The 14,168-nt window shown below is 47.7% G+C and carries 8 protein-coding genes; 6 read left to right on the top strand and 2 right to left on the bottom strand.

Annotation, left to right across the window (positions count from 1 at the left end; translation table 11 throughout):
- Positions 1 to 17 precede the first annotated feature (17 nt).
- Positions 18 to 1,019 carry an aldose 1-epimerase gene (locus NYE70_RS13480; protein WP_341046325.1) on the top strand — a complete coding sequence of 334 codons (1,002 nt, stop codon included), beginning with the start codon at positions 18 to 20 and terminating at the stop codon, positions 1,017 to 1,019.
- Positions 1,020 to 1,102: 83 nt separating this feature from the next.
- Here the strand turns inward: NYE70_RS13480 and NYE70_RS13475 are convergent, their stop codons facing one another.
- Complete coding sequence (locus tag NYE70_RS13475; RefSeq protein ID WP_341046323.1) at positions 1,103 to 2,125, bottom strand: GntR family transcriptional regulator; 1,023 nt, start codon at positions 2,123 to 2,125, stop codon at positions 1,103 to 1,105.
- A 561-nt stretch (positions 2,126 to 2,686) separates the two neighbouring features.
- Between NYE70_RS13475 and NYE70_RS13470 the strand changes: the two genes are divergently transcribed.
- From NYE70_RS13470 to NYE70_RS13450, 5 genes are read left to right on the top strand one after another with little or no spacing between them, the layout of a single operon-like run.
- Positions 2,687 to 3,391: a carbohydrate ABC transporter permease gene (locus NYE70_RS13470; RefSeq protein ID WP_341046322.1), complete on the top strand. Its 705-nt coding sequence runs from the start codon at positions 2,687 to 2,689 to the stop codon at positions 3,389 to 3,391.
- A gap of 15 nt (positions 3,392 to 3,406) precedes the next feature.
- Entirely contained in the window at positions 3,407 to 4,240 is an 834-nt protein-coding gene (locus tag NYE70_RS13465; RefSeq protein ID WP_290406691.1) for a carbohydrate ABC transporter permease, read from the top strand.
- Positions 4,241 to 4,293: 53 nt separating this feature from the next.
- On the top strand, positions 4,294 to 5,724 hold the full coding sequence (locus NYE70_RS13460) for an ABC transporter substrate-binding protein (protein ID WP_341046320.1): 1,431 nt from the start codon (positions 4,294 to 4,296) through the stop codon (positions 5,722 to 5,724).
- 30 nt (positions 5,725 to 5,754) lie between these two features.
- The gene (locus NYE70_RS13455) at positions 5,755 to 7,536 is read left to right on the top strand and encodes a glycoside hydrolase family 2 protein (protein WP_290406689.1); all 1,782 of its coding nucleotides are present in this window, start codon (positions 5,755 to 5,757) and stop codon (positions 7,534 to 7,536) included.
- Positions 7,533 to 9,302: a glycoside hydrolase family 2 protein gene (locus NYE70_RS13450; protein ID WP_290406688.1), complete on the top strand. Its 1,770-nt coding sequence runs from the start codon at positions 7,533 to 7,535 to the stop codon at positions 9,300 to 9,302. The genes NYE70_RS13455 and NYE70_RS13450 overlap by 4 nt, the downstream gene beginning before the upstream one ends.
- 61 nt (positions 9,303 to 9,363) lie before the next feature.
- Here the strand turns inward: NYE70_RS13450 and NYE70_RS13445 are convergent, their stop codons facing one another.
- Entirely contained in the window at positions 9,364 to 14,130 is a 4,767-nt protein-coding gene (locus NYE70_RS13445; RefSeq protein WP_290406687.1) for a carbohydrate binding domain-containing protein, read from the bottom strand.
- Positions 14,131 to 14,168 lie beyond the last annotated feature (38 nt).

The raw sequence follows: 14,168 nt of genomic DNA, 5'->3' as shown, positions 1-14,168 counted from the left end.
AGGGAGAGACAAAATCGATGAGCACATCAGAATTTCAAGCATATGAGGGCGAGTATCAGGGAGAGAGAGCGATTTGGCTGAAAGCGGGCCGTTATGAAGCGGCGCTGCTCCCCGCCATTGGTGGTAATTTGATCGCGTTTCGGGATGCGAAGCGCGGATTGAAGTTTTTGCATGAGCCCGGTCCGGAGGAAATGGAGTCCTTCAAGAACCGGCCGATGATTCACGGAATTCCCGTGTTATTTCCGCCGAACCGGTATGAAGACGGACGTTTTCCGTGGGATGGTAAGGTTCATGAGTTTCCCGTCAATGAAAGTGCGACCGGCAACCATCTACATGGTTTTCTGTACAACATTCCCTGGCAGGTGGAGGAGTTCGGACATACCGAAAGGGAGAGCTTCGTATCCGTTTCGGTTACCGTAGACGAACGGCATGAATCGTATCGCTATTTTCCTTATAAATATAAGGTTCGAATTCGGTATGGCCTGAGTGCGTACGGTCTTTCCCAGCAGGTTATGGTGGTTAATGAAGGCAGCGAGAAGATGCCGTGCTTGTTGGCGTTCCACACCTCGGTGAATGCGCCGTTTGCCGATGGAAGCGCGGCTGCGGACTATCGTCTGAAGCTGACGATCGGAGAGCGGTGGGAGCTGAATGAACGGATGCTGCCTACCGGCGAGTTTCAGCCATTGACCGATCAGGAATTGCTGATGCAAGGCGCAGGCGTTTATCCTTTCTTCGAAAGCATGGACAATCATTATACCTCCGCGGCCCAAAACGGCCGAAACCGGATGGAGCTGACCGATCTGAGCCGGCAAATTACGCTGGTTTATGATGTGGGGACGTCCTACAAACAGTGGATGATTTGGAACAATGGGGCAAAGGAAGGCTTTTTCTGCCCCGAGCCGCAGATCAACCTGGTAAACGCTCCGCATGTGGATCTGCCTGCAGACGAAATCGGACTCTTCAGTTTGGAGCCGGGTGAGATTTGGGAGGAGAGCAGCCGCTTGTACGTGCGGGGATAGGCCTATCGATTCACAAAAAAACCGTCAGAGAGTCTTGATGCTCTCTGGCGGTTTTTTGTGCTTATCAAGCGGATTTATCAGCATTACAGACAAAGAGTTACGCGTTCCAGGTGCTGATGAGGCACGTATTCCCCGGCGAATTGTTCCTTCAAAATTTCTATGCTTTTTTTGCTGATGGCTTCAATGTTTTGCGCGACATAGGGTACTTCCGGCAAATCGGGACGGTCAAATGTAACGAGTTCAATCTTGTCCAATAAATGATGATTCCTTAAGTAGGCATGGACGATATGGGCAAGTTTAACGTTGACGGTGAATATTGCGGTTACATTATCCTTGCCCTTAAGGAAATCCGCAATTTCTTCGGCCGCGTTCTGCTGGATCGTATTCAACCTCAACATGCACCATAAATTTTTATCTATGGGCAATTGATGCTCCGTAAAGGCTTTCTCATAGCCAATTGCCCGATCCTCCGTGACGGAATTCGTGATTTCGGGAGAGATGTAGGCGATATGCCGATGACCTTTTTTCAACAAATAATCGATGGCATCAAAAGTACCCGTTATATTATCGGAAACAACATGGGCGACCCGGATATTTTTGAAGAAGCGGTCAACAAGCACGACCGGAAACTTGTCGAATGAAAGTTGAATGATAGATTCATTATAGTTTTCCGCTTCGGTTGGAAACACGATCAAACCTTGGATGCCTAATTCCATTAATTCTCGGATGGACTGCGTCTCTCTTTCCGCGGATTCTCTTGTAATGCGCAACAAAATTTGAAAGCCTTCCTCGTATGCATATTGTTCGATATAGTTTAGCAATTGTTGATCGATCATGGTTTTCATGCTCGGAAAGACAACCCCGATTAAAACAGGTTTAGCCATGGCCGGACGTAATTGAGAGGAGAGGTCGGACACAAAGGATCCCTTTCCTTGTATGCGTTCCACCCATCCTTCCTCCGCAAGTCCGATAAGAGCGTTTTTGGTTGTGATTTGGCTGACGTTATACAACTTTGACAGCTCTTTTTCAGAACCGACCCGATCCCCTGGACGAAGTATGCCCAGTTTAATTTGTTCCTTGATCTTTTCTTGGATTTGCTTATACAAAGGCTGCTCTTTCATATGGAATGATCACACCCGAAATATATTTTTATACTAACTAGATTATATAGTTTGCGTATTGTAAAGTCTACCAGTTAATTGATGATGTTGGTATATTGACTTAATTAAAGGAGAGTACATTATAAATAAAGGCTGGCGGGTTCTATATCAAACTTTATACTTTATTTAGTATATATATTTATAAAAAAGTATATTAGTATAAGTTATATAATTCAACTGCATCTAAATTAAGTTTTCAAACGTTTTGAATGAAAGGGGAGAAGAGTGTACATCGATAGAACAACTGAAGGATATGATCAATTGTAGAATCTGAAAGCGTTATCTAAAGAGGATTGAAGGTGTATTTTCATGAAGCGTGACACGGTGGTTGTCAAAAGACTATCTGACAGGGCATTACCCTATATTTTCATAGGACCTGCCGTCATACTCATCACATTATTGGCCATTGTGCCATTGTTTTACTCCCTTTATATAAGTCTGTTGAATTATAACCTTTCTTTGCCCAGTTCGATGATCAGGATGACCGGGTTAGACAACTATAAATACATGTTGACCAACGGTCCTTTTATGAAATCTATCGGTTGGACGCTGGTATTTACCTTTTTTACCGTATTGCTGAATGTCACGTTGGGGATGCTTCTCGCGCTTATGTTGAACAATGAGAAGGTTAGCAAACGGACAAAGATTTTCAAGAGTTTGTTTATTCTGCCTATGATGCTGGCCCCCGTCGTTTCGACTACGATGTGGAAAATCATGTTCGGGGCCATCTATGGACCTATTAATTACCTTATGCAGTCATTAGGTCTTCCGGCGGTCGCCTGGACTGGAGAAACGCTGCCGGCGAAAATTGCGGTCATCATTATCGATGTTTGGGGTGCAACACCCTTCTGTATGTTAATTCTGATCGCCGCTTTGCAGACCGTACCGCGGGATATTTACGAAAGTGCTTTTATGGACGGGGCAAATCGCTTTAAAGTCTTTTTCAAAATAACTCTTCCCCTAATCCGTAATTTCATCGCTCTCGTAGTTTCTTTAAGGGTCATGGATGCCTTGAAAATATTCGATTCCATCATGATTTTAACCGATGGTGGTCCCGGTGACTCGACTGAAACGATGGGAACGATGATATATAAGACTGCTTTCCGGTACATGAATGTGGGCGCCGGTTCGGCGGGAGCTATGATTTTCTTTGTTATTATCATTGTGGTTACGCTAATATTCCTGAAATTAATCCGAAATGATCGGCAGTAGCAAGGGGGAGAACATATGAAAAAACATAATGCCGAAAAATTCGCGCTCTACTTGCTGCTTGCTCTGTTCGTCATCGTATTTTTGTTCCCTATTTATTGGGCCGTAACGACATCGTTCAAAACGCCGGGACAAATTATGAAGGTACCGCCGGAGTTCTTTCCTTCTAACTGGAATCTGCAGAATTACGTCGAGATTTTTACAAAACATCAGATCGGTACGTATTTTATCAACAGTCTGATCGTTGCTGTCACTACCACGTTGTGCGCCATCATGGTCGCAACCTTCGCCGGGTACGGATTTTCACGTTTTAAATTCAGGGGCCGTGCCTTTTGGCAATATGCCATTATCGTGATTCGGATGGTTCCCGGGCTGGTATTCATCATTCCGTACTATATTATTTTTCAAAAGCTGGGGATTTTGGACACCTTGTTCGGGCTCATTATCGTGTATATTACTGCAGCACTTCCACTGGCGATCTGGCTGTTTATGGGATTCTTTGACGAATTGCCGACCGAGATGTTCGAAGCGGCCAAGATTGATGGCTGCAGCGAGTTCGGCACTTATTGGAGAATCGCGCTACCACTCATCGTTCCAGGGATTGTCGTTGCCGCTATTCTAGTGTTCCTGGCCGCTTATAACGAATTCAGCCTATCGTTGGTTCTGATCTTTACGGATCAAAACAAAACGCTTCCGCTTGGGATTAGCGGAATGATCCAATTGCAAAAGGATACACCATTCGGAACGCTGGCCGCGGCGGGAACGATCGCCTTTATCCCTGCGCTCGTGCTCGCGCTGACGACTCAAAAATACGTGCAGGCGGGAATTACGGCAGGCGCGGTAAAAGGCTAAAAAATCGGGTCTGAACCACCCGTTCTAATTTAATGATTTCGGAGGAATATATCATGAAGAAAAAATTCAGTATCATGCTTTTGTGTGTTTTGACTCTAACCTTCGTGCTTAGCGCATGCGGCTCCAAAAGTGCCGATTCCGGCAAAGCTGCCGAGCCGCAAGGCGAATTTAAGGAAGCGCAAGTAGAGGCTCCGGATGTCCTCGGGATCAAATTGACCGACTTGAATGGAGGCGGTACGCTGGGCGGCCAGTATAAAGGACAGAAGATCGTGGTTGCCACGCGGACCGGCGATTTTGCGGACGCCTTGAAAAATGCCGCGAAATATTTTGAAGAGGCCTCGGGGGCTACCGTTGAAATTCAAAGCTTCCCTGCCGGAAACGATATTGAGAAAATCCAATTGGATTTGAATACCGGCCATCATTTCGATGCGGTACTGATGCCGGTCGCGAATGTTCACGGCTATGCGGAAGGCGGTCTTATCCAGGACCTGCAGCCGTTCATCAATTCCGTCGCCAGTCCGAATCTGGATATCGATGATTTTATTCCGAGTCTATGGAAAAGCTACGGTATCTATAAAGGAAGAATGGTAGCCTTCCCTTACAAACCGGACTCGCAATTGTTTTTCTACCGTAAGGATTTGTTCGAAGATCCGAAAATTCAAAAGCAATATAAGGATAGAACGGGAAAAGATTTAGCGGTTCCAACCACGGTGGAGGATTTCCTGTCGGTAGCCGAGTTTTTCACGAAAAAAACCAATCCCGATTCTCCAACCAAATACGGTTATAGCTCTATGGCTTCCAAAACGAACAGCCGCTTGATTTGGCAGAATCGTTTGGCCGCTTTCGGCGGTAAAGATGTAGATGAGAACTTTAAGCCTGCCTTCAATAATGAAGCGGGGCTGAAAGCGATGCAAACCATGCTTGAACTGAAGAAGTTCGCGCCGGACGAATGGCTGCAATTGGGATGGGATGAAGCGAATGCCTTGTTCGCAAGCGGCGAGGTTGCCATGATGGAGCAATGGCCGGGGCTGTACAGCACGATTGAGGGTGATCAATCGAAGGTCAAAGGCAAGGTGGGCTTTGGTGTGACACCGGGTGGAGCCCCAACGATGGGCGGCTGGGCGATCGCGATGACGAACACGGCGAAAAACCCGGAAGCCACTTACAAATTTCTTGAATACGTAACATCCAAGGATGGTGAATTGTTGAAAATCAACAACACCATGGATCCAACCCGGACTTCCAATTACAACCGTCCAGAAGTACTTGCATCCAGTCCAATGTATCCGGCGTTGCTTGAATCCTTATCGGCAGCTCAGATTTTGGTCGATCCTGACGTCCCGTTCGTCTCTGCCAAGCTGAACGATATTATGGAAAACGCGATTCAGGGCGTACTGAGGGGAGAACTGACTCCACAAGCCGCGCTTGATGATATGGAACAAAACTTTATAAAAGAAATCAAAGCCGTCGGGTTGAGTCTTTGATTGATTGATTGAGTGAGGAGAGAGAACACCATGAGTAGCATATATTCGCGGGGGGAATACCCCCGTCCCCAATTTGAACGGTCATCATGGATGAGCCTCAATGGCGAATGGCAATTTCAATTCGACGATGAACAAATTGGACTAGATGAACAATGGTACGGGGAAAAGACATTGGAACAGCGGATTCAGGTTCCCTTCTGCTACCAAAGCGAATTAAGCGGCATAGGAACACCGGAATTTCACGATACAGTCTGGTATAAAAGAAAAGTCGAAATTCCCCGGGAAATGAAAGGAAAGCGGATCATCCTGCATTTTGGAGCCGTCGATTACTCGGCCCGGGTTTGGGTAAACGGGCAACTGGCAGTTGCCCATGAAGGTGGACATACTCCTTTTTCGGCGGATATTACAAGTCTTCTAAGTCAGAATGACTCCAACGAAATTACGCTGCAGGCGAGAGATTACAGCAAAGACGTAACTTTACCGCGCGGCAAACAATTCTGGAAAGAAAAATCCGAATTGATTTTTTACACTTCGACGACAGGGATCTGGCAGTCAGTGTGGATCGAAGCGGTGGAACCGGTTCATTTGAACGGCGCGTTTTATTATCCGGACATCGATTGCAATGAGATCGGCATTCAATATGTGATTGCCGGCTGGTCGGACGAGGCGGATATTAAGGTTCGGACTCTTATTTCTTTTGAAGGCGAAGTCGTTGCGGATGAAGAGTGCAAAATTATCGCCGCCAAACAAAAACGCCGTATTGAGCTGCATGATTTTAACGATCATGGCATGGGACGGTGGTGGAGTCCGGAACATCCGAATTTATATGATGTGGAATATCGGGTTTACGTCAACGGCATTGAGACCGATGTGGTACGCAGTTATTTTGGAATGCGTAAAGTTTCGGTCGATAGCGGAAAGTTGTGCCTGAATAACCGGCCCTTTTATATGAAAGCGGTTCTGGACCAGGGATATTTTCCGGGAGGCATTCTTACCGCACCTTCGGATGACTTATTGAAAAGGGATGTAGAGCTAACCAAACTGATGGGCTTTAACGGCGTGAGAAAGCATCAGAAAATTGAAGATCCCCGCTTTTTGTACTGGTGCGACAAACTGGGACTCGTGGTCTGGGGTGAGGCTGCCAATGCCTTTGCCTTTAGCGAAGCTTACGTGCAGAAGTTTACTTCGGAATGGATCGAAGCGGTGAACCGTGATTTTAACAGTCCTTCGATCATCGTATGGGTTCCTTTAAATGAAAGCTGGGGGATTCCGAATATTAAGGTGGATGATCAGCAGCGTCAGCACGCGATGGCCATGTACCACTTGACGAAATCGTTGGATACGACCCGGCTGGTTATTTCCAATGACGGTTGGGAGCACGTTCAATCGGATCTGTGCACGATCCATGATTATCAATGGGATTATGACAAGCTGGTGGAGAAATACAGTCACATTGAGTCCGCGCTAGATGCTCCGCAAAACCGGGATGTCTATGTCAAAGGCTATCAATATGAAGGCCAGCCGGTCCTGATGACGGAGTTTGGCGGGATTTCCTTCCAAAAAGGTGAGACAAGCGGCTGGGGCTATTCGGGAGCTACCGATGAGGCGGATTTCAAGAAGCGGGTACATGCCGTAATCAAAGCTATGCAGGATTCGTCGCTAATCCAGGGATACTGCTATACCCAATTAACGGATGTGGAACAGGAAATCAACGGGTTGCTGGACTTTAACCGCGAACCAAAAATTCCACTCGAGACGATTCGGGCGATGAATGAAGGTAAGTTTGAATGGGAGGAGGAAGAGAACTTATGACAGCTGTGAGACCGGATTATCCCCGCCCCCAATTCGTAAGGGATTCGTGGCAGAGCTTGAACGGGACGTGGTCCTTTGCGTTCGATGACCATAATCTTGGTTTAAAAGAAAAGTGGTATCAAAGCACCGGCAAGCTCCCGCTTGCAATTACGGTTCCGTTCAGTTACCAGAGCGAATTAAGCGGAGTTGAAGATAAAAGCAATCATGACCGGGTCTGGTATCAAAGAACGTTCGACATTCCCGAAGCGTACGCCGGAAAACGGGTGATTCTACATTTCGGGGCGGTCGATTACGAATGCCGGGTCTGGGTAAACGGCCAGCGGGCCGGGAACCATCGCGGTGGCTTTTCCTCCTTTTCGATGGATATCACCGAACTGATCGAAAGTAATCAAAACGTGATTACCGTGATGGCACAAGATTACTTGACGGATCTGACGATCCCGAGAGGCAAGCAATACTGGAAAGAAAAAGGCGAGGTCATGTGGTTCACGAATATGACGGGAATCTGGCAATCCGTCTGGGTGGAGTTTGTTGAAGAAGTTCATCTGGAGAAGGTGCGTTTCACCCCGCATCTGGATACCAACGAAATCGAGATCCAGTCCTTCGTCGAAGGCTGGAACGAGCGGGCCCGGCTTGAACTGGTGACTTCAATTAAATTCAACGGTGAGAAGATTGCGGAAGAGTGTAGAGGGATTTTTGCTGGCGTGGAGTCCTGGCGCGTAAACTTGCGTGATTTTAATGATCACGGAATGGGCCGCTGGTGGTCGCCCGAGAAGCCTAATCTATATGACGTAACCTTTGAGTTAAAGGCGGATGGAGTTATTGTTGACCGAATCGAAAGCTATTTCGGAATGCGGAAAATTTCCGTCGATAACGGAAAACTATGCCTTAATAATCGGCCTTATCAGATGAAGCTTGTGCTGGATCAAGGATATTTTCCGCAGAGCTTGCTGACTGGACCGACGGATGAAGCTATTCGCAGGGACGTGGAACTATGCAAGGCGATGGGCTTTAACGGTCTGCGGAAGCATATGATGGTGGCTGATCCGCGATATCTTTACTGGTGCGACAAGCTGGGGGCTTTAGTATGGGGCGAAATGGCGGCCGCATATGTATATAGCGAGCAGTATGCCCATCGGATGATGGATGAGTGGAAGGAAGTCATCGAGCGGGATTATAATCATCCTTCCATCGTAGTCTGGGTACCTTTAAACGAGAGCTGGGGCGTCGCCGATATTTACTACAACGAGAAGCAGCAGCATCATGCCCAGTCTTTGTACCATTTTACCAAATCTGTGGACTCGACCAGACTGGTGATTTCCAACGACGGCTGGGAGCACTGCAAGTCGGATTTGTGCACCGTGCACGACTATGGCAAAGACCCGGAAGTTCTGCATAAGCGTTACTCCAATATTGAAAATATCCTGACGGATATGCCGGGGCTGGAAGGCCGTAAGTTTATTTACAATCCCGGATTTTCCTATGGAGGAGAGCCGGTGCTATGTACCGAGTTCGGGGGTGTGAACTACCACTCTGAATCTGCCGCTCCCGTTGTAGAGCCCAAGGCGGAGAATGGGGATCAGTTTGTGCAGCAACTGGTGGATGTCATCAATCCATTCGTCGTATCCAAGCTGGTTCAAGGGTACTGCTATACGCAGTTGACCGACACGGAAACGGAGATCTGCGGCCTGCTGACCTGGAACCGAGAACCTAAGGTACCGCTGGATATCATTAAGAGAATTAATGAAGGACAGACTGATTTTTAAGACGAAAAAACGCACTTGCCCCCAAAGGGACAAGTGCGTTTGCATTTGTGAGACTTCAATATCAGTTGATGGGGTTCGTGTATGGCTCCAACGAAATGTTATCAATCCAGACTGTGTAAGGGGTATTCAAAATCGGATCTTCTGTTTCCCCATTTCTGCCGAGACCAATGATAAGTTGATATATCCCGTCACTTGGAATTTCGATGATGGCTTCATAGGTCTTGTTATTTTCATCCACCGAAAATGTTTGAATCGGGTCATTGTCAGAGTCTTTGAGCTGAACATAAATATTGCGGGCTTGCTCCGAGCTTAAATCCAGAGACAGTTTGTAGGTGCCTTGGTTTAATGCGATATTATCCTGATGCAGTTGAATATGCCACCAGAACCAGCCTACCTCCGTAATGTCAACTTTCGCCTTGCCATCCACTACGGAAATATCAGCCTTACCTGCATAAGGCTCATAGACGCCCTGCTGATGAATCTGCCAGCCGCTCAGATCATTCCCGAAATCGCCGTTTACGAATTCATGAGAAACCGGAGTTTCCGGCGTGGTTGCGGTCGTTTCCTTAATGGACAGATCGTCAAACGTAATCGTATGAGGTGCGTCCGGCGTTGTCAGCGAACCCATTGTTACATTTCCAATTAGGAAGTTCAGCTTCAGGGTTTCCGGTTTTGTCGCAGTGAACTTGGCAGTATATGTTGCACTAGTGGTTGAGAGTGCAAATTTGACTTGATTAGGCGTGATGGACGTCGTGTTCGAATACTCTAATACGATTGGTCTTTCCACACTTGCGCTCGCCTTAAAGGACAGTTCATAGGTTTTACCTGCCTCCAAAGGAATATCTGCCTGGTAAAACTGAGTAGACCAGCCCTGGCCACTGCCGAGTGAAGGGATGGTAACAACCGCTGCCCCCGCATTTTCTGCAAGGGATGAGCCTCCATCACTCCATACTTCCCAGTCCGACGTTCTATTCGAGAAGTCGCCGTTCAACAACAAATTCCCGTCGGAATTCATCACTCTTTGGGTCACACTGGCAAAAGTGTAATCTTTCGCTTCAATCCTGATTTTATAGCTGCTCGCATTAGGGAATAATGCCGCATCCAATGTGACTCTGCCTTCTGCAAAAGTGTATTGATCTTCGGACACCTTAGCTCCATTGATACTAACGGAAGAAATGTTTTTACGCCAAGTCTCATCATCCTGGAACGTAATCTCAATAGGCTGACCTACGACATTATACGTAGTGTCCGCTACAAGACTTGGGGAACGCTCCATTTTTGGCGCATCTTTAATTTGGAAGACCACATTATCGATAAATACGTCATGCGGACCGCTTACTGTTTGACCGGCCAGATTCCCCAGGAAAAATTTAAGGTTACCCAAGACATCTTTACCCATCTTGAATGTAAACTTGTAGTTTTGAGGGGATGTTCCAAGATCAACGATTTCATCAAAGTAGCGAGTATAGGAGCTGTCTTCAATATCAATCTCCATTTTGCGCTCTATAGTAGAATGTGCGTCAAAGGACAGCTCGTAGATGGCACCCTTCGTCAAATTCATGTTGTTTTGCATAAACATGTTGCTCCACGGCTTTTGCCCAAGGGCGCTTACCGACAGCTTTGCAGCCTGGTTCTCGTGAGAAGCTGTCATGCTTCCTCCGGTATCAACAGCCGCTTCCCAAGGCGCAAGCCCGCTATCAAAGCTGCCGTTCGTTAGGGGGAAGAATACCGTATCCGGATCATAAACGATTGATGTCTGAATGAGCTTGACGTTATCGAGATTGACCGTTCCGTCAGCGCCGCCTAAACGGAAGGCCAACGTTGCATTAGGATCGGTTATTCCTGTCATCGTAAGGTCGATAGTATGTTTCGAGCTTGCTGCATGCACATCATCACTGCCCAGGGATACTTTTTTACTAAAGTAGGTTTCAGATCCATCATTACTCACCAGCTCAACTTGAATATCCCTTGGCGTAGAAGCGCTAGCGTCAAAAGTCCATTCATAGGTCTGGTTCGCCTCAAGTAAAATACCTCTTTGCAGTACACTTACGTCATTGGCATTGCCGTTGCCCGCATTCAGTATATTCACACCGAGATAACGAGTGGCCGGATTGACCGATGCCTTTGCGTTGGTATTGTCCGCTGTTACGACATGCCAGAACGTCATCCGGTCCTGACGCCCTTGATCAAAGCTTCCGTTATATACCCGATTTCCGTCGCCGTCGAGCGGTTCTTTCCGCATATCATCGTCGATAGCAATGGTATCGATCTCTTCCACACGAACATTGCCGATCCATACCGGACTTGTGTTTAAGCCTACGTTAAATTCCGTTCGTGCAGCAATATCCGTATCCGCCTTCATCTGGAATTGATATTCGAAGCGCTGCATCTGATCGGTCAAATCGAAAATATTTGCAGGGGAATAAGCGGCAAATCCGCGGCTTTCTCCGCCTGTCATTCTGGCCATCATGTTGCGGTTTGCATCTGACTTGGCGTCAAAAGAGACTTTGTAGAAATGTCCCTTTACAAGCGATGCCGTGTTAAGCAGCTGAACCGAATAGTTTTGGACACCTGCATTTTTAATGCCGATTTTGGCGTAATTTTGTTCGCCGATCTTCTCAATATTTACGCTTCCAGCGCCACCGTCGCCTTCAAACAGCGACCAATAGTCCGTATTCGGAACCTCTGTGGAAGATCCGGTGCCATTCAGGTATTTCAAATTCGGTTTAGTTGTATCGTCTTGATCAAAATTATTGTTATAAAGCAGGTTTCCGTCCGCTAAAGGAGCTTGCGCATCTGCGGGAATAGGCTCTTTTGCGATTACAGGAGGAACAGGTTCCCGATACGGCCGTCCGGTCAACTTATAAGCTCGAACGTAATCCACATACATTTTGCCCGGGAGCAAGCTTTCGTCGATCGGTCTGCCGCCATCAAAGTTTCCGCCAAGAGCCAGGTTCAGGATCATGTAGAAGTCCTGGTCAAACGGAGCCGGATAGGCATTATTCGCCGCTTGGTTTTTACTTATGCTGTACCAGTCGTTCTGGGTTTGAAGAAGAATGCCGTCAATATACCACCGGATTTCCCCGGGTTCCCATTCTATGGCATAGGTGTGGAAGTCCGTTGCCGTCCCGTTGTTGGGAAGCGGGTATTCCTGGCCGGTATACACGTTATTAGGTGCTTCCCCGCCATAATGGAGAGTGCCGATCCCTATTTCAGGTAAACGCCCCCGACTCTCCATGATGTCGATTTCGCCTGACGAAGCCCAGGTTCCGTAAGTGCTGTCCTGCGGCATCATCCAGAATGCCGGCCAGAACCCGGTGCCTCCCGGAAGCTTGATCCGGGCTTCGAACTTGCCGTAAGTCTGGGAGAACTTATCTCTGGTCACAAGCCGGGCGGAAGTATATTGGCTGTCCTCGACTTCCTCTTTTTTCGCGGTAATGACCAAATGGCCGTTCTCCACAGTCGCATTCTCCGCTTTATAATATTGCTGCTCGTTATTGCCCCAGCCGCCGTTGCCGGTGCCGATCTCAGCGGTCCAATTCTGCAAATCGGAAGGATCGTTGAACTCATTGGCAAAGGTCAGCGTCCAATCTTGATTCGGATTGCCGTTGTTACCTCCTGGGGTGCCGCCGCCATTATTGTTTCCTGGCGAACCGCTGCCCGGCGTACTGCCGCCATTATTCACGGTTCCGCTGCCGGAAGTACTGCCCGTACTTTTCGGAACCTTGCTTCCGTTCATCGTCAAACCGTCCGACTTGTTCGTAATCGTCTCCACTTTGCCTTTCCCTTCGATAACTGCTTTGCCGGCATGCTCACCAACAGTCAATTTCTTTATTACCGCGCCCTCCGCCAAAATAATTTTGGCGTTTCCGTCCAGCTTCAGTTCCTCCACAGTCCCCGAAATCGTGATGGTAGGCTGATGATTGCCTGTCGGAACGGCAACGATTTGCTTGAAGCTGCCGTTAAATTGAATTCCCGCATTGCTGTCGGGTACAAAGCTTGTTCCTTTGACTACAACGTTTTGAAGTACAGCCGTGCCATCCCCAATTCCGGCAGTTAAATACAGGTTGCCTTCGATCACGGTATCCTTCAACGTAATATCGGCCTTATTTATCAGTGCATTGCCTTTCACCGTGCCCTCGGACAACGTCGCTTTCTTGTCGAAATAACCTGTTATAACACGATCTATTAATGTCATGAGTTCCGCTCTAGTCATCGTTCCTTGCGGTTTGAAGCTCGAATCGGAATATCCTTCCAAGTATCCGGCAGCCGCGAGCGCATTAACGGCCTCCAGCATTTCGGCATTCATGCCCGTCAAATCGCTGAAATGCGCGGTATCCAATGAATCTGTGCCCATTTGGCTGAAGCTGAACAGTTTATCCAGTGCAAAAGCGGCTTCGGCCCGGCTGAGGGGAGCATGAGGGTTTGATTTTCCCGCAGCATTCAGCTTGATATATCCGGCTTGAACCGCTTTGGAAATGTCGGCTTCATACCATGTCCCAGCTGGGACATCTGAGATGAACTGGTTCAACTTCTGAGTCAAGCCAAACACCTTGTTCATAATGACTGTAAATTCTGCTCTTGTGATTGGAGCATTCGGACGAACGGTCCCATCTCCGTACCCCTGAATGATGTCATGATTCATCCAACGGGCAATAGAATTGGCTGCCCAGTGATTCTTGGACAAATCGTTAAATTGCTGCTGCACCCCAACTGCCGAAGTCTGCCCGCTTGCGAACTGGGCGGAGCTTACTCCGGATACCGCACTCGTCACAATGAGCAGAGACAATGCCAGGGATGTACTTTTGCGGACCAAACGATTCCTCATATTCTGCATCTCCCTCTTAGATTTTAGTAGCTCGTGTC

It is taken from the genome of Paenibacillus sp. FSL R5-0407, assembly GCF_038009185.1.
GTDB classification, from domain to species: domain Bacteria; phylum Bacillota; class Bacilli; order Paenibacillales; family Paenibacillaceae; genus Fontibacillus; species Fontibacillus vini.
The sequence above is the reverse complement of the archived record's forward strand: the minus strand, read 5'-3'. Positions and strand labels throughout refer to the sequence as shown.

Bases quoted from the DNA above. Each gene is read 5' to 3' on its own strand.
- NYE70_RS13480 (WP_341046325.1), top strand. From the start codon at position 18: ATGAGCACATCAGAATTTCAAGCATATGAGGGCGAGTATCAGGGAGAG.
- NYE70_RS13470 (WP_341046322.1), top strand. From the start codon at position 2,687: ATGTTGACCAACGGTCCTTTTATGAAATCTATCGGTTGGACGCTGGTA.
- NYE70_RS13465 (WP_290406691.1), top strand. From the start codon at position 3,407: ATGAAAAAACATAATGCCGAAAAATTCGCGCTCTACTTGCTGCTTGCT.
- NYE70_RS13460 (WP_341046320.1), top strand. From the start codon at position 4,294: ATGAAGAAAAAATTCAGTATCATGCTTTTGTGTGTTTTGACTCTAACC.
- NYE70_RS13455 (WP_290406689.1), top strand. From the start codon at position 5,755: ATGAGTAGCATATATTCGCGGGGGGAATACCCCCGTCCCCAATTTGAA.
- NYE70_RS13450 (WP_290406688.1), top strand. From the start codon at position 7,533: ATGACAGCTGTGAGACCGGATTATCCCCGCCCCCAATTCGTAAGGGAT.
- NYE70_RS13445 (WP_290406687.1), bottom strand. From the start codon at position 14,130: ATGAGGAATCGTTTGGTCCGCAAAAGTACATCCCTGGCATTGTCTCTG.